The organism is Saprospiraceae bacterium, assembly GCA_016709995.1.
GTDB lineage: Bacteria > Bacteroidota > Bacteroidia > Chitinophagales > Saprospiraceae > JADJLQ01.
Map to the genome: position 1 here is coordinate 3,108,617 of JADJLQ010000001.1, position 17,465 is coordinate 3,126,081.

11 protein-coding genes are annotated in these 17,465 nt (G+C 41.3%); 8 read left to right on the plus strand and 3 right to left on the minus strand.

Annotated features, from left to right (window positions below):
* Nucleotides 1-385 precede the first annotated feature (385 nt).
* Genes IPJ09_13255 through IPJ09_13280 form a run of 6 tightly spaced genes read left to right on the plus strand, consistent with a single transcriptional unit; the run spans nucleotide 386 to nucleotide 7,371 of the window.
* Nucleotides 386-1,504 (plus strand): glycosyltransferase family 4 protein, encoded by a 1,119-nt coding sequence (locus tag IPJ09_13255; protein ID MBK7372378.1) that lies wholly within the window; start codon nucleotides 386-388, stop codon nucleotides 1,502-1,504.
* A 53-nt stretch (nucleotides 1,505-1,557) separates the two neighbouring features.
* A complete protein-coding gene (locus tag IPJ09_13260) occupies nucleotides 1,558-2,760 on the plus strand; it encodes a hypothetical protein (GenBank protein MBK7372379.1) in 1,203 nt (400 codons plus the stop codon).
* On the plus strand, nucleotides 2,761-4,041 hold the full coding sequence (locus IPJ09_13265; GenBank protein MBK7372380.1) for a hypothetical protein: 1,281 nt from the start codon (nucleotides 2,761-2,763) through the stop codon (nucleotides 4,039-4,041).
* Entirely contained in the window at nucleotides 4,038-5,297 is a 1,260-nt protein-coding gene (locus tag IPJ09_13270; GenBank protein ID MBK7372381.1) for a polysaccharide biosynthesis C-terminal domain-containing protein, read from the plus strand. Before IPJ09_13265 ends, IPJ09_13270 begins: the two co-directional genes overlap by 4 nt.
* On the plus strand, nucleotides 5,294-6,181 hold the full coding sequence (locus tag IPJ09_13275; GenBank protein ID MBK7372382.1) for an FkbM family methyltransferase: 888 nt from the start codon (nucleotides 5,294-5,296) through the stop codon (nucleotides 6,179-6,181). Before IPJ09_13270 ends, IPJ09_13275 begins: the two co-directional genes overlap by 4 nt.
* The gene (locus IPJ09_13280; protein MBK7372383.1) at nucleotides 6,181-7,371 is read left to right on the plus strand and encodes a glycosyltransferase; all 1,191 of its coding nucleotides are present in this window, start codon (nucleotides 6,181-6,183) and stop codon (nucleotides 7,369-7,371) included. Before IPJ09_13275 ends, IPJ09_13280 begins: the two co-directional genes overlap by 1 nt.
* Nucleotides 7,372-7,421: 50 nt before the next feature.
* Here the strand turns inward: IPJ09_13280 and IPJ09_13285 are convergent, their stop codons facing one another.
* On the minus strand, nucleotides 7,422-12,368 hold the full coding sequence (locus tag IPJ09_13285) for a hypothetical protein (GenBank protein MBK7372384.1): 4,947 nt from the start codon (nucleotides 12,366-12,368) through the stop codon (nucleotides 7,422-7,424).
* Between the two features lie 106 nt (nucleotides 12,369-12,474).
* Between IPJ09_13285 and IPJ09_13290 the strand changes: the two genes are divergently transcribed.
* Entirely contained in the window at nucleotides 12,475-13,518 is a 1,044-nt protein-coding gene (locus IPJ09_13290; protein MBK7372385.1) for a glycosyltransferase, read from the plus strand.
* Between the two features lie 80 nt (nucleotides 13,519-13,598).
* Nucleotides 13,599-14,501, plus strand: a complete 903-nt coding sequence (locus IPJ09_13295; GenBank protein ID MBK7372386.1) for a MerR family transcriptional regulator — start codon at nucleotides 13,599-13,601, stop codon at nucleotides 14,499-14,501.
* Here the strand turns inward: IPJ09_13295 and IPJ09_13300 are convergent.
* Nucleotides 14,487-15,698: an exo-alpha-sialidase gene (locus tag IPJ09_13300; protein MBK7372387.1), complete on the minus strand. Its 1,212-nt coding sequence runs from the start codon at nucleotides 15,696-15,698 to the stop codon at nucleotides 14,487-14,489. The two genes, IPJ09_13295 and IPJ09_13300, sit on opposite strands and share 15 nt — an antisense overlap.
* Before the next feature lie 203 nt (nucleotides 15,699-15,901).
* Nucleotides 15,902-17,116, minus strand: a complete 1,215-nt coding sequence (locus IPJ09_13305; protein MBK7372388.1) for a porin — start codon at nucleotides 17,114-17,116, stop codon at nucleotides 15,902-15,904.
* Between the last annotated feature and the right edge of the window lie 349 nt (nucleotides 17,117-17,465).

Below are 17,465 nucleotides of genomic sequence, written 5' to 3' on the forward strand. Positions count from 1 at the left end.
TCAAAATATGCTGATACGACTTCTTCAGTTTGGGGAAAACATCTTTTTGGTTTTGCCAAACACAATGAATCCCTACGGGATTTTGTATGCCTGCACAATTGTGCCCTAACTCCTTAGGAATTGAAAGTGTTGCCAAGATCAAAATTTATTCTGATACGACTCCTTCAGAGTCGGTGGAGCATTTTCCTACAGCATCTCCCATATAGACCGGGTGGTAAAATATATCTTGAACCAAAAAGAACACCATAAAAAAAAACCTTCAAACAAGAGTATATTGAATCTTTAAATGAATATGATATCGAGTTTAAAGAAGAATATTTATTTGAATTCTTAGATATTTCTACAAAATAGAATAGCATTTGTCCAACAGTATTTTCCCTGATTTGTGCACATACTTTTTATTCCCACCTGGTTTGAGACCCCTACCCACCCTACCTCCGGCAAGGCTGTAAAAGATCTCGCCTATGCCCTCGCCCGGTATGGTCACGACCTCACGATCCATATCTTATACCAATCTCCCGATTCCCTACCCCTTACTCAAACGCTCGACAACCAAATAGAGCTCTGGCATAGCCATTGTGACCAACGCGGCAAGTTGTATCCGGTGTGGAACACCTACTCTATCCGATCCTATAACAAGGTTTTTCAGAACTACACCAAAAAACATGGCGTGCCGGACCTGATCCATATTCACAGTTATCCAAGCCTCGCGATAGCAGCCTATTTTAATAAAATTTATGGTATACCCTTTTTTTACACAGAGCATAGCTCAAAGGTGGCTCAAGATAATTTAAACTATATTGAAAAGACCCTTATTCGAAAATATACCATTCAAGCGAAAGGAGTCAGTGCTGTTGGCCACCATTTGGCACATACACTAGGCAAAATCATCCATCGACCTGTAAAAGTGATACCCAATACCCTGGATTTCGACTATTTTTATCCGGACAAAAAGATCCATACGGAGGACCTCATCATGATCAATCTGCTTAATAAAAATAAACAGGTCGACCTGGGTATCAAAACTTATCTACTGTGGCAAAAACATCATCCCCATGCCAAACTTCATATCATCGGCGATGGACCTGAAAAAGAAGACCTGACTATTCTGATCAATAACCTTGGCCAAAGTGACCATATCCTTTTTTACGGCGAGCAGCATCCAAATGAATGGCTACACCTACTCCAATCAGCGGCTTGCCTGATGTTATTGTCCAAATTTGAAACCTTTGGAGTGGTAGCAGCTGAAGCCCTGGCTTGTGGTGTCCCCGTAGTGGCCCTGGAAAACAATGGAATCAATGAGATCACAAATAATGAAGAGATCGCCATATTACCTGTCACTTCGACCGAAAGAGAGGTATTGGATGGTATTGAGCAAGTCATTAAAAAAGGTAATGTCCATTTTATAAACTTAAGAGAAAAATTAAAGTCCCGATTGGATTATCCTGTAGTCGCCAGCCAATACTTATCTTTTTACAACATCGACTCAATCAAAACTACCTGAAAAAAAACATTCTTTTCATAGCCTATTATTACCATCCGGAGATGTTGACGGCCATGCGTAATTATTATTTGAGTCAGATGCTCTCAGATGCCGGCTTTGAAGTGCATATACTGACCAGGCCTTCTCCGGACTTAGAAAAATTTCGAATGGATAAGCCTATTCATTTTCATACAGTCGATGCCTGGGATTATAGACGAGTATTAAAATCATTGGGGTTCCCGGATGGCGTGACGAGCAGTGTCATCAGGCCCGGAAAATTAATCGAGTGGGGGTTTAAACTTTTACTTACTTACCCTTTAAACCTGATCTTTGGTGAAGGCGGTGGGTGGTATTATCGCAAGGCCATTAAAACAGGGCGAACCATTATTGCTAAAAATCAGATCAGCATTATCTATTCCTCATATAGACCTATCACAGATCATTTCATCGCATCCAGATTGAAAAAACATCACCCCTCCCTGTATTGGATCGGTGACTTTAGAGATATATTGTGGTGGACCCGAAGTGACCGGCATTATCAACAAGCCTGGGTCCAAAACCTATTGCTCCAGATGGATCAGATCACTGCCATCACACAAGGGATAGCTGATTTTTGGGCCTCGATAGTCGGCCGGCCAGTGACGACGGTCTACAATGGCCTGCCGGCGATCCAGGTAGATGATAGCGTTCAAAATAAATATGCCGACCGGTTTATAATTAATTATACAGGCAGGATATATACACAGTTTCAAAAAGCAGATTGTTTTTTTACAGCACTTCATGAATTAAAAAATGAATCGTCGGATTTCTCCAGTGATCTACTGATACATTATGCAGGCATCAATAAATCTACCTGGGATCAGTGGATCAAAACTCATCATATTGATTCCAACAGTATCTCCGAACATCATCAACCTATCCACGCATCCTGGCAAGCACAAAACCAGGCACAGATCAATCTACTTTTGACCTGGACTACCTCTGATGTCTGGGGGTTTATTCACGGCAAGTTCAATGAATACGTAGCAGCTGGTCGACCCATCCTCTGTCTTATAGAAGGAGATCGGGATCCTGAACTGGAAGCATTATACCAACCTTTTTCCAATAGCATCATCGTCTTAAATCAGACAGACCAAATCAAAGCGATCAAAAAATATATCCTGGATATCTATCAATATTGGAAAAAAACAGGCCAAGTCCCAACCATAGCCAAAGACATAGTAAGCTCTTACGCCTGGGGCATCAAAGGAGAACCTCTGCTTAAGCTTCTGCAATAATTGAAAATCTTAATCGTCACATATACTTATCCTCCTGCCAAAAGTGTCAATGGTTTCAGGCCCCTTTATTTTGCCAGAGCCATGGAGCAATATGGATGGAAGGTAGAGGTGCTGACCCGCCATTTTACAGGATCAGAATCGTTTGATGAATACAATCAACCTAACCACACTCCTTATAGTTATACCTTAGAATCAGGTGTCATGGTGCACCGAGTCCCGCATCACAATAGTTGGTTTGGATATTATAATTGGCCCGGCATGCGATCCCTGGGACTATGGAAATTAATCTATTTCACCCAATTGTTATGTGGCCGCACTACACAGGAATCGTATAGTAAGTGGATCGGTTATTATCTCAAACATCTATTAAAAAGCACACCATATGATGCTATCCTGGTAGAATCCGGCCCCACCAACCTGGTGAGGGCAGTAGCCAGGATCGCTTCCACCCTCCGCATCCCTTATATCATAGATTTTAGAGATGCTTATTATCATGAAATGTACCTGAAGGACCCCTCTAAGATTGGGTTTTCTAAAAAAATAAAACTTGGGTTGGAAAAATATTACATGCGTAGGCCGATTACCTCTGCTCACTATTGTATCAGCTTATCCTCCACTTTATTAAACATACTTCAAGTACCGCCAGGCAAACAAAAAGTCATAGTCAATGGATATGATGAAGTTGCCTGGAGTAAATTAAAAAATAATCCTGATGCAGACATATTCAGCATTATTATTGCCGGTACTTTGTATGATAGGGAGATTTTAAAAATCTTTCTGGAAGGGCTACAACTATTCCTGAGCAAAGGACTGAAAAAAGTAGAAGTATTGTTTATAGCACCGGGCCCTCCATCTGTCATCGAGCGCATACGAGAGGCTTTGCCTTTTGATGATGTAAAAATATTACCCGCACGTATCAGTTATGAAGCGACCTTAGAGCATATGGCTGCAGCTCAAGTGCTGGCCTATCACGGGTGGAAAGGATATTCCGGCTACCCCAGTGCAAAGATTTATGAGTACATAAGGAGTGGTAAAAAAATCTGGATTCTGCCCGCAGACGGAGATGTCATAGATGCATTATTGTTGGAGACTCAAACCGGAAAGTCATTTACAGATCCCGGCATCGCTGCTCAACAGCTCCATGTATGGTATGATGAATGGGTGATTAAAGGAGAAGTGACCAATACACCGAATTGGGAAATAATTCAAAGGCATTCCAGGCAGGTACAGAGTGAAAAAATAAATCAAATCGTCTCTGTGATGACACAAGGGTTAAAATGAAATGGCTACCAGATCATCGGGGTTCCAGATTGTTTAGAGTGGAATTGGCTGCAGGTTTAATCGGAGCCTTTATTTCACTATTCCTGGCAAAATCCTGGGGACCAGAATGGCAAGGCCAATGGTCCATACTTAACAATTTTACAGCTACAGTGGCTATGGTGGTTACTGCCGGGCTGCCATCTGTTCTGATTTCATTGATCAGAAGAAAAAAAATAAATGAGGCATCTATCGCCAAAAGACTTTTGAACTACTTACTCACAATGGGTATTGTGATTGGGGCCATTTGTTTTATCCTGACATTATGGCCCAGGTACGAATTTCTTATTTCAAAGCTAGCCTATCATACAGGTGGCTACCTACTCATGAGTCTCCAGATACTTTTTATCATCGCTATGAATATCCTTGCTGCATGGGCTGATGCTAAAAATAAATTGGCTCATGTATCCAGTATTCGATTGATTATAAATATAGCGTTGGGCTTTGCAGTGGTAATATGTTATTTCATTTATCAAAAAGAGATGATCCTGCTGGTTACAGCTGTTTGGTATGTATTTATTATTCAGTCCGTAGTGATGGCCCTTATCATGCTCCAGATTTTATCCGGCACACCGATTCAAGCTCCGAGTATCAATACACAACATTCCGTTTGGAGCCTGATAGCCCAATCAGGGTGGATTTATTTGTTGGCCGATTTTTGCCAAAAATTAAATTATCGACTCGATTTATGGTTTTTGTCAGCATATCGCACCACAGATCAGGTAGGCATATATAGTGTCGCTGCTTCTATATCCATATTTTTACTTCTTCGTGCCCGCAATGCTCAAAGGACATTGATCAACTCATTTTCCATTACAGATGAGCAAGTTAATTACAAACTAATAAAAGACGAGACCAAAACATTGATCAGGGAGTTGGCTGGAATAATTTTACTATTCCTCCTGGCTGCATCCATTTTATTTTATTTTTTCCTTGGCACTGAATACCGGGCCGGCTACCCAATATTGTATTTGTTGGTAGCAGGCATTTTTTTTGTCTCATTGACTATGCCTATCAGTGCATACTTTGTGTATAAAAATATACCGAAATACAATTTATTATCTGCCGCCACTGGTCTCATAATAAATATCGTTTTAAACAGGATGTTGATACCTACCTGGGGAATCTGGGGTGCCGCCATGGCTTCTCTTATCACTTATTTGGCGATCTCTGTCACCTTATATGGCAGTTATTTAAAACTCATAAAGTCTCAGGTTTGAGTAGCTGGCTGGATAGAATCACGGCGATAAACAGGCAGCTAATCTCTTCATACCGATGTAGACATATTGCGTACCTGATAAACGGAATATTAAAAAAAACAGCCTTAGACAAAACAGCACCAGATCAATGGAAACTCATAAAAAACTATGATGGTAATCTTTCGATGTATGTCAATCCAAATGAACACATCGGTCGTCGAATCTACTTTGATGGATATTATGAAGGATCTGAATGGAGGGTATTGAAGAAATTAATAACCCCAAGTATGTGCATTATCGACATAGGTGCCAATATCGGATCCTGGTCCTTACTCTTTTCTAAGCTGGCCCAAGAGGGAACAGTATATGCCATAGAACCATCCACCTGGTTTGAACTTTTAGAAAAAAATATTGCTATCAATTCTTTTAAAAATATTAAAACTTTTCAATGTGCTTTTGGCAATGTGGCTCAGGAAGCATGGATCGAAGAACCCCCTCCCGGAAATGATAAAAATTACGGAATGAGCAGAATCGCACTGGACAAAAAAAGTTCCGCCAGATCAGTTAGCATATATCGATTGGATGAATTTGTAGAAAAACAAACCATAAAAAAAATTGATTGGATAAAAATTGATACGGAGGGGATGGAATTGGAAATCTTAAAAGGGGGTGTCGATGTCTTGAAACAATATCAGCCTAACGTTATGCTCGAAATGAATCCCGTCGCCCTTCATCATTATGAGGCGACCTTTGAGCAATTGGTCCTGTTTTTACAAAACCTCGGTTATATTCATTTTTACCAGGCAGGTAGAAGAGGCTTGCTGAAACAGCTGAACATACCCGAGATACTCAGCTCTGTGGCATCCTTAAATGTTTTTTGCTCAGTAAGTCCATTAAATACCTGATGGCGCATATTTACCATATTCCGACCTGGTGGCCAAGTGAACAAAAACCTTTCAATGGCATATTTATATTGAACCTGATAGACGCGCTGGCAGAAGCCAATCCAAATCATCAACACACCATCGCCATTCATTCTACCAATCTCCAGTGGATATCTCCACGAAATATCATTAAGGACACTATCAACTTCTTTAATAAAGATCATGCAGTATTGCGAAACGAAGCCAATATCCATTATAAGGTCATAAAGCGCACTATTGGTATGAACCCTATCACCGGCATAAACTACATTCAATCTTTAACCAACAAACATCTCAAGGTAATAGAATCATTACCGTCAAAACCAGATCTTATACATGCGCATGTGAGCTACCCCTCTTTACTTATTGCCCAGGTGATTTCAAAAAAGTATAATATCCCTTATATTTTGACCGAGCATTCTACGAGGTTTCCTGATAGACGATTTGAAGACTTTGGTTATTCTCACGATCAAATTGCTGAAGCTTTTATAGCATGTTCAGCTACAATTGCAGTAAGTCAACATTTAGGCAACAAATTTTTATGCTATGGCAAGGTGGCGGACTATATCATCCCAAATTTTATAACCTGGCAGAAACCTGTTCTTACACCCAAGGCACCCCCATTCACCTTTCTGATTATTGCTCTATTAAATGACCCTAGAAAAAAAATTGGGTTGGTAATTTATGCGCTAAGCCTGGTATTAAAAAATGTTTCTGAAGTGCAGCTAATTATAGCAGGCGAGGGCTCTATGAAAAAAGATTTGATGAAACAAAGTGCGGCATTAGGATTGAATGATCATATCACCTGGTTTGGCTTGACCGATGAACCTAAAAAAATGAACTTATTAATAAGAAGTCATGCCTTAATCATATCAAGTGAAGAAGAGACTTTTGGCATCACCGCCATTGAGGCCCATTCCTATGGTCTACCAGTACTAAGTACCCGATGTGGCGGTCCTGAAGAAATCATCCAACCGTTCAATGGAATACTGGTAGAGAAAAACGATATGAATAAAATGGCAGAAGGTATGATATATATGATCAACCACCTTCAATCGTTTGAAGCCCAACATATTCAATCGGCTAGTTACGCTATCTATGGAAAGGATAAAATAACCTCTCAATATCTAAAGGTGTACGCAAATATCCTTGACCATTCCAAAACTCACTGAGTTCAATGAATCATTATACCATAGCACAAAGTTGGAATCACATTTCATACTCACCGTAGTATAACGAGTTTACCAATCCCCTTGGTAAAAAATCTCCTCGCATCTTTGCCTTCGGCATCATTCAATGCTTCAAAAGAGGAGTAAGTTTTCCCATTCAAATCTTTTAGGATCACCCGGTACAAGTAAGTACCATTGGCCAATATATTGCCGTACTCATCGTGGCCGTCCCAGTAGCCTTCAGTCAGGTGAGTCCCTTCGCGCAATGGTCCCAGGTCCATTTCAGTGAGCTCGCGCACGACCCGGCCACTGACTGTCATCACCTGGATTTTGAATACGGTAGGCGCCTCTCCTGTCAAAGTATAGGCAAACCTGCACTGGGTGCTAAAAGGATTGGGATAAGGCAATATGGACGAAACTGAATTTTCAGTGATCACTTTAAAGCTGATCTCATAAGCTGCCGTGGCAGCAGGATTGCCTGATCTATCTTTTCCTTGCACCCGTAGCGTGTACAAACCATTCAGGGTAAACTGTGGATGATATTGCACGGACAATTCGTTTTTGTTGACATCAATAGTATACTCTTTTAATGACACCGGGACGAACTTATCCGTACCAGGCAATTTGAGGCTGATGGTCACGGCAGAGGTATCGGTGCCTGTCCAGGCTTTATTATCCTTTAAGTCAATGAGGATCAGAGGTTGTTTAGAGACGATTTCATTATTGATGATTTGTGTTCCATCGAAAAATACGGTCACCGTAGGTGGTGTAAGGTCAGTCACTACTACATAATTAATTTGGCCCGCATTATTGCGCAGGGTTATTTCAGGCAAAGCCGTCAGATTGATAAGGTTGACCAGGATGGATTGATCCCGCACACGGCCTTCTGTAGAGATCTCTTTGGTGAGTGTTTTTTTTGCTCCTGGAGAAAGCAGTGTATTGTAAGTGGTATCCTTGTGCGATCTGTTTTGCTCGTCGGTGATAGTATAAATCACCATAGACGAATCTATAGGTTGATCACCAATATTTTGAATGGTAAATTTTAAACGACTGGGATCGCCCTGATCTATCGAGTCTTTGAAAAATTCAAATTCATCATTAGAAGCGATAGCCAAATCAGCCCATCTCTTAAAATGAATGCGCCAATAATCCATATGGATAGATCCTGTACGAAGGCTGTCATTAGCTAACCAATTTAATTTGAGATAAGGGTAAGTGGAAGCATTTACCTTGGTCAAATCAAAATTAGTTGCTCTGCCACGATACAGAGTATCCAGGTGATCCCCGTTTAGTCCCTGGATGCTTATTTCATTGTCCTCCTTGTTCCTTCCATCCTGATGTAACCATTCAAATTTTTCCCAGGAGGAGGCAGGACCAATTAGTGGGGATTCGTGCATGCCGGATTGTCTTATCAAGGGCAGTTCGAAAGCCGATCTGATCTCAAGGCCATTAGAAGAGATGCCTTCGTCTATGATTTTTTTTCCTTTTTGATAAACAAACACATAGGGATAAGAATAATTATCGCCTATGAGGTTGCGAATAAGTGTTGCTCCATTTTGTTCAAACACCTGGTATAAATTCTTTCCGAGACTCAAAGAATCCATCGCCCAAAATTCCGGAAAATAACTAGCCCCGGGTTGAATATGATTGATCACGATGACATACTGACCATCTTGAATTCCTTCGTTCATAAACCTCATGAGATTGCCTCTTTCTTCAGAAGTGTTTTTGTCCATTGGAAAATAATATCCCGGTGCCGGGATGGAGAATACGTTAGTGGCCCCATCACGACCGCCTACCGGATTACGGACTAAGCCTACTTTTGGATCCCAAATAGTTAGGATAAACTCTGATTGAAAATTGCCATTATTTCGTGTGTACCTTTCTCCATTGATCAATACTTTAGAATATTCAGATGGATCCAGAATACTATTTATACTGGAGGCGACAAAGCTTGTGGGCTGTGTAGCGAGTTGCCACTGATTGGCATCCAAATTAAAATTAAGTGTTTGATTGGGTTTATTTTCAGCGTACTGATACCCATGAGACTGATTCCAACCAGGACCCTGCCCGGGCAAATAAATAAATGACCTTTGACTCCAAAGGACAGGCCTTCCTGTTCCAACAGTATCTGCCGCTACCCGCCAATAATAGACTGTACCCGCCTGTGCATTGAAGGTAGGACTCCACGTAATGAGCCCTCCCCTTTGCTTTGTATTTATTTTTTGAAGGAAAGCAGAGTTAAATAAAGCCGTGGTGTCCAGCTCAAATATATAGTTGGCGGGATTACCCAGGGCATTGCTGGTGAAGGCTTTTAAGGTGATCGGTGATGATCCGACGATGCCATAATCCTGAGGATAGGCAGGTGTGACTTCGTTGTTAAATATCCCGACGATAATGCCGGTCGTACCATTGATTTTTAATTCATTATTGTTTTCTGCAAAAGGCTGCGGCAATTCATTAAATATATTGTCAGGATCGATTTTGATATTGAGGGTATTATTACCAATCACATTTTCAGGCATGGGCAGGGCAATAAAAACCTCCTTGTAGGCCTGCTCTAATTTTTCCTGAAAGCGATAAGTAAGTACTTTCCCATCAGGCAAGGTATGACTCACTTCGAAGGGGATCACATCACTGTTGTATCGGCCCAGGTTCCAGAGTGTAAAACTAAACCGTAGACTGTCCTGATCTGCCTGCACATTTTGTGGGATGGTCTTAAAACTTTTTGTGTCTAAAGTATAATCCGGTCCTGTATGATAGTTAAGCTGTATCGCCGGATCTCCTTGAATAGACAACTGCTGAGTAAGTGCCTGTACGGTAAAAGAACTGGAAGTAGCAAGTTCACGCAAAGCCTGAAAATGCAGACTCGAAATCGTCTGGTTATAATAATCGCTCCCCATATGGCCATACAACCTTTTTCCATAATTGCCATAATCCCCATCCGTGCCGATACCTGAGGAGGCAATGTAAACTATATCTCCTTTAGAAGAAAATATAAAGGACTCGCTGAGGCTTACTCCGGTAGTATGCATATTACCCGAATTACATCCCAGCGTAAAACAAATGGGATACTTGCCCACATTGTCAAAAATCTCGGGATCATCCAGTCCCACTTCAGTAGCACTGATCGCTCCATGTCCCAGGTAACTGTGCACTACCACTCCTTCATTGATCAGGTTTTTTACGATTTCGGACACCCCCCCCTGAATCGGGTCGGAGGAAGTTTTTTTGACAGAAAAGACTTCAGGATTCATCAGACTGCCCTGGATGGCACTTTTAAAGCCATCCAACAAGCGGTCAAATCCATCCGTAGGGGACCCTCCTGCCAGGTGCAAGATCTTTTTCCGCCAGTATAAGTCATCATTTGACCCGGGGGATTTAAGTTTTGATTCATATTCTTTGACCTTCTTTAGATAGTTGGATACCTGATCAGGGCTGGTCGCGGCCAGTCGGGCTATACTGAATACCGGAAGGTTTTTTCCCGGGGCTGCAAAAGTCAGATTGTCTGATCCGGGATAACCAAAGGAAGGCACCAGGTCCAGATGAGCATATTCATTAAAATTATTGTCTATTCGTCGGTCACGATAGTTGAGGCTCCTGCCGATCAAAAAAATGTATTCCGGTGCTGACCAATGCCGATGGATATACTGACCGAAGTTTTTCAAACCGATCACATGCCTCGACTGTCCATAACCAAACTGATCATAGATCTGATCGATATCGACTACAGTGACCGCATATGATCCGCCTGGAGCAGACCTTCTATAGGCCGCATACTCCTGGGCCGAAGTCATCAACTTTTTATGTGTGATGATGATATAATTTGCTTTGGGATCTTCTGCTATCAGCTCAAACTTCGTGGGTATTAGTTTTGAGATAGTAGTAGCATCCGCTAGCTCAAGAGTATACAAATCTCGAGATCCTGATGCAGGGATTTCTACATAATGCTCACCATTGACCGTGGTACTTTGATACCAGTCACTGCCGGCCGGATCGATCAGGATTGATTGATTGTTAGTCCCTGAGATCCTGCTCACGATGATAGTCGCTGCAGGCATGAGAGATTCCTGGCTTCCGAGAGTACCTCCGGCGGTCTTTGGATAGATTAAGTGAATATTGGCTACTGCAAACTGATCACTACCCGGGCCAATAGATTCTATTTTGAGTCTAATATCCTTCTGCAGTAGATCATTGGACAATACAAAATCGTAGACTCTCACTCTAAATCCAAAAAAAGTATCCAGTTTTATGGTTTCATCATTGATGGATATTTTAATGAGATGCTGTTGATTGCCGGTACCCAACCGGATGGAAAGCTTACCATCCACTTTGCCTTCAAAGGCATCTTTGAGCTTCAATGTCTGAGCATACTCTCTGTTTAATCGGGTTGCAAAACCTTCGCATTCATCGAAACTGGAGAATGCGATCTCATTGCCTGAATCATATCTTTTGTCCAGGGGATTGGTATGAAATTCATAAAATTGGTCTACCATTAAGAAGGGTGAAATCGCTACCTGGTTATTACTTGATTTTAAGTTTATCCGTTTGGTAGGCATACCATTGGGCACCCAGGTGAGAAAATAAGCACTGCTATCCGTGACCAGGCTATAGGCTGGATTGAGCATTTCAAGCGGAGCGTTAGAGAATAAAGGTGCATCCAGCTCTGACCGGTTTTTATATCCCCAAAACTTGAGATTATCTCCTGCAGTCCAAATACCTGCATTGCTTATCCATAATGGCCGTTCTACTCCTAATCGCCATACCTGGAGCTGGGATCCTCTGATGGAGGCCAATGGTACACCGGCCTTGGTCAGATCTTCGAATGTAATTTGATATAATCCATCTTTGTCAGTAAAAAACTTTAAATAAGTCTGATCAGATTTTATCCACTCATTACCATACAGGGTATCCTTGCCCTGGATGATTTGCGCTGTCATGGAAAATGAAAACAACATCAATCCTGCCCATAAACTTGTACTTAACCAAGACTTTTTCAAGATTGAATAAGTCAATGCAATTTTTGAATTAGTTTTGACTTCAGTGATTGCATGGTACATTATATATATCATTGTTATAGGTATACAGTTCATTTATTTGATCGGGGTGTTCAGTCCTTTGGGAGGATATGGCCCCAAAAATAGGGGTTCCAAGTCAAAAGCTACCGATTTTATGCCTGTCAGCTTATTCATTATAGTAAAGAACGAAAAGGAGAATCTTGATGTTTTGATGCCACTTTTATTAAATCAGGTTTACGAAGGCAGCTTTGATATCCACCTGGTTGACGACCAGTCTACAGATGGCACTCAGGAAGCAATACAAACCTGGCAATCTTTGTACCCTAAGAAAATCTTCCTCCACACGCTTCAACATGATCAGGCCGGTGGCAAAAAAAAAGCTTTCCTATTCGGTCTGGAGCAATCTACACAAGATCTGTTGTTAATGACTGATGCAGATTGCAGACCTGCGTCAGTACATTGGATTCAAAAAATGGTTCTGGCACTTGGGACAGAGGATGGCTTTGTACTTGGTTACTCCCCTTATATGCCGCTTAAAAATCATATTCAAGGGTTGATTCAGTTGGAGACCAGCTATACCGCCTTACTCTATTTGGGGCTTGCTGTACGCAATATAGGTTATATGGGTGTGGGTAGAAATCTATTGTATAGAAAAAAAGTCCTGGTGACCAGTCAAACTCTTACTGCTTACCAGCATGTGCTGTCAGGGGATGATGACCTCACGATCAACGAACTCAGCACTAACAATAATATCGGAATTCAACTGGACCCGGACTCCTTCGTCTACAGTATTCCAAAACCCAATTGGGGACAATGGCTGCAGCAAAAGTCAAGACATGTGAGCACAGCCAGGTATTACCGACCCTTACATCAATTGTTATTGGTATGTTTTTATTCAACTTTTATTTTGAGTTGGGCTTTGCCCATATTGATGTACTGGTTCTGGCCGCCAATTCTTTTGGTATTCCTTTTTTCAAAATTGGTATATTATATTGTGTTTAAATCTATAGTCAAAAATATTTTAAAGCAAGATTGGAGTGTGGTCGGTTGGCTAATTGCTGAAGCCAAGTATGCCGTCTCACTTATTTACCTCACTCCTTCCGTACTCTACAAAAAAGTAAAAAAATGGTAAAACATTTTGCTTTAAATTTTGTTTTGCCATATGTATGAATGGATCCTGCCCATGCTTCGCCGTCAAGCCAAGTTTTAAAAATGTCTAATACCGCTCAATATACCATATCAGAACTTGCACATTACTCAGGTGTAAAACCCCATACTATCAGGATATGGGAAAAAAGATTTAATCTGCTGTCCCCTACCCGGAGCTGTACCAATATCAGGGGATATGGTTATGAAGAACTTAGAAAACTGATCAATATCCACACGCTGTTACAATCCGGATGGAAGATATCCCGGATCGTCGGCCTGACCGAGGAAGACATTGAAAGTGAGGTAAAGTCCTTGATGTTGGGCAAGATTGAAAGTCCTAAAACCGACTTTTTGATCAATGGACTGATGGTACACATGCTTAATTATGATGAAGCCAGGTTTACAGAGGTACTCCAGCATTCCATAGATAGGTTTGGCATTAAAAAAACCATCCTTCAAATTGTATATCCTTTCCTGAAAAGAATAGGTGTATTGTGGCAGGTCAATGATATTAGTCCCGCGCAAGAGCACTTTGCCTCAGCGATCATCCGGCGAAAACTATTGAATGCCATAGATGCCATGCCGGTGATCCCTAAGGGTATTCCTTCATTTATTTTATGTCTGCCCTCTGAGGAGTTTCACGAACTACCTTTATTACTGGCCCACTATATCCTGTTAGAAAAAAATATCCATACCCTCTATCTGGGTGCTTCTGTGCCGGCAGAGATGATAGCACAGGCTGCTTTACAATCCAATGCTACGCATGTATTTACGCTATTTATGTCTAGCTCCCCGATGGAAAAACTAAAAGAATATCTACAGATCATCCACACCGGTGCCCCGGGACTGACTTTGTATTTTTCAGGATGCCCTGAGATGTGCAAAAAACCACTGTTAAACGATTCCGTGAGGCATATAGCCGATATCGAAGAGTTTGAGAGCCTGGTTAGATCATTGGCTCATTAAAATCTTTTTAGCTTTTATACTGGTCTTATTGTCCTGACTGATCGAGGTATAAGCCAGATAAAGCTGACCCTGATGAGCAGTCAAGACCGGGAATCCACTTTTTCTCAAAGCAGAAGTTTGAGCAATCATATTTCGGCTGATCAGGTGCCCTTCTTTGGAATAGATCATTAAATAAATCGATGTTGTCGGGCTTTCTTTGGAGTCTTTATCCAATAAACTGATAGCAACCCTGTCTTTATCAATCCAGGCGATACTAACTCTTCCGGGCGTATTTTTGGTATCAATGATGAGAGGAGGACCAAAGTTTAAATCAGGACCATTGGAAAAACTGAGCTTAATCGTGGGTTTGCCCTCAGCTTCAGTATACCATGCTACCGCAAGCTGGCTGTTTATACTCGCTATAGCCGGGCCATTGACTGGACAACCGTTGATTTTCCAGTGATCTTCACACACAGGCTTGGGATCAGACCATTGACCTGATTCAAGGCGGGTGATATAGATGTCTCTTTCCTCATCATTGGATCGATTTCTATATATCAATACGGGTCCTTTAGGTGTCATGGTAGCATCTGTCTGGCAACATTCGCACACACGATCATCTATGATTTGAGGCTGACTGACGCCACCTTGGATATCCACCAGGGCAGACCGCAGTTGCATCGATCCACTCCCATGGTCATGATCATTATGGTCACCTTCTGCTGAAATCATGGCTCTGCCATCTAACCACATAGCCAGTATTTTATCATAACTAAAGGGCACCAGGCTCACAAAACCATGCTCCGCGGGAGCGTTATCATGCAGTGAATCAATGACCTTCCATTCATCACCTCCACTTCGTGACAAGGCCAGCTTCACATCATAATCATAGGTTTTGTCACCCGGTCTTTTTTGAAGAAAATGAGCCAGGAGGTTGAGCTCACTGCCCGGAAAAACAGCTATTGAAGGAAAATCAGCCCAGTTGACAAACCAGTCAGTACCAGTGGATATGATCGTAGCCCTGGTAAAAGTATCATTATGCAATGAACTATAATTTAATCCATACAGGCTATCTGAAAGGTGAGAAGTCCAGGTAAGGTACAAGTTGTCCTGAGGAGATAAGTGCCAATTTGGAGTCTCCGTCTGGATGTGCCTGGCAACAGGAATATGCAATTCGGTGATTGTTAATTCGTCCTTTACCATGGATTTGCAAGCCATAAATAGACAGAAACTACTAAGTAAAGTCGCTACCCGAATCATCCTCCGAAGGTAAATACTGTCATTTAATTTCTCTAATCTCATTTAAAACCAAAAAGCGCACGGTCTCTGCAGTCCATGCGCTTTTGATTAACTTGATTGTATGAATAAAAAATTGATTAGGAATTATTGGGTTGTCATTTGGTTAGGGTTGTCAAAGATATTTAGAACTTGAATATGGCAGACATGCCCAGGGTAGTTTGGCTGGCTTCGGTTTTGCCATCTTTACCAAAATATAGGTCAGTATGCCCATTGACATTATTCTTACCTGTAGAACTGTCAAATCTGAGCTCAGGTTTTAATAACAAACTTCCATCGGCTATACTAATACTACCAGTGATCGTCACAGAGGTATTTTTGGCTCCAATATAGCGCACCCCATAGAAGTCGTTAAATTGTTCCACCCTTGCTCCTATCGAAAACTCGTCTGTGGCAGCCACATTAAAATAGCCGGCGATACCTCCCCAGGTTGGATTGTCTTTTTCACCAGAGGTGATGGCTTTAAATTTTGTTTTGAGTGAACTATCTGTTGCTTTATATATACCGTACGCCGCATTTACACCAAGATTGACTTTGCCTATGGCATATGCAGCAGTGAGGTCATAGATAGATGTATTAAATCCATTGGGTTTGCTGGCACCCTCCAGAGCATCTCCTATAGTGATCGATCCTGCCTGATCACCTTTACCTGTCAGATAATTGAGATAAATAGACATGCCCTCTACTGGCATCAACGAAAGTTGTACTACGGGAGATTTGAATCCATTATTATCATCAAAATTGTCCCAGCTATTGACCAGGCCCAACATCAATCCTACTTTGTCGGAGATGGCATAATTCATTTTCAGACCCGTATGAAAGAAAGGTCCATTATTGAATAAGTTGGACAGTGAATAATTAAAATTAATATAGGGTTCGATCACTTCATAACCTATATGGGTACCGAACTGACCAATTGTGAAAGACACTTTGTCTGAAGCCTTCCATACTCCATACAATTGTTTTATCCCAAAAGAACCTCCACCAAGCAGTCCATTGCCTATGGAACTAGAAGGAAAAAACAACAATGTAGCCAGCGAAGTATTGGGACCTGCTAAAAAATCGCCTACCACTTCAATGTTTTTAAAGTCATAAGTCACTTTGCCCTGGATGGCTCCGAGTGAAAATTGATTATTGTTGATGTCAAAAGCCCTCGCTCCTGCGGCTGGTCCCCACAATTGAGGTCCCACCCCTGGAGCATTGAAGGAAAGATTGTAATATGCGTCGGCATAACCTGAGATCGTGATCGATGGCTTGACTATCGAATCTTCCTGAGCTTGCATCGAAAAAGTCAATCCCATCAGGATAAGTAGTACTAAAGTTTTGTCCAAAATTTTCATAGTAATTTTTTTGTTATGAGTCAAAAGTAAGCCGGGCTTTTGAGTCCGAAAATCCAAAATTGGTTTAAAATTGTAATATTCATATTCTTCATTTTATGCTTTAAAAAACAGCTATTATTTAAATAATTTAGACTTTTTGAGTCAAATCTGGTTTAAAAATGATGGCTTTATAGCAGAAATATATGTTTTTATTCGAAATCAGGTTTTTATGAATTAGCGCATCCAAATAGAAAAGGGAGGGATTCTAAAGCGCCTGCAAATGTTACTTTCAGCCTCCAGTGCGAGATTAAAAGTAGATGGATCTCCCTTAGTGACGAAATCCTTAGTCTTTGATGATTCACCTTCTTTA

Excerpts from the sequence above, each read along its gene's own strand:
- IPJ09_13295 (MBK7372386.1), top strand. The coding sequence starts at position 13,599 with ATGTCTAATACCGCTCAATATACCATATCAGAACTTGCACATTACTCA.
- IPJ09_13300 (MBK7372387.1), bottom strand. The coding sequence starts at position 15,698 with ATGGCTTGCAAATCCATGGTAAAGGACGAATTAACAATCACCGAATTG.
- IPJ09_13260 (MBK7372379.1), top strand. The coding sequence starts at position 1,558 with ATGCGTAATTATTATTTGAGTCAGATGCTCTCAGATGCCGGCTTTGAA.
- IPJ09_13305 (MBK7372388.1), bottom strand. The coding sequence starts at position 17,116 with ATGAAAATTTTGGACAAAACTTTAGTACTACTTATCCTGATGGGATTG.
- IPJ09_13280 (MBK7372383.1), top strand. The coding sequence starts at position 6,181 with ATGGCGCATATTTACCATATTCCGACCTGGTGGCCAAGTGAACAAAAA.
- IPJ09_13270 (MBK7372381.1), top strand. The coding sequence starts at position 4,038 with ATGAAATGGCTACCAGATCATCGGGGTTCCAGATTGTTTAGAGTGGAA.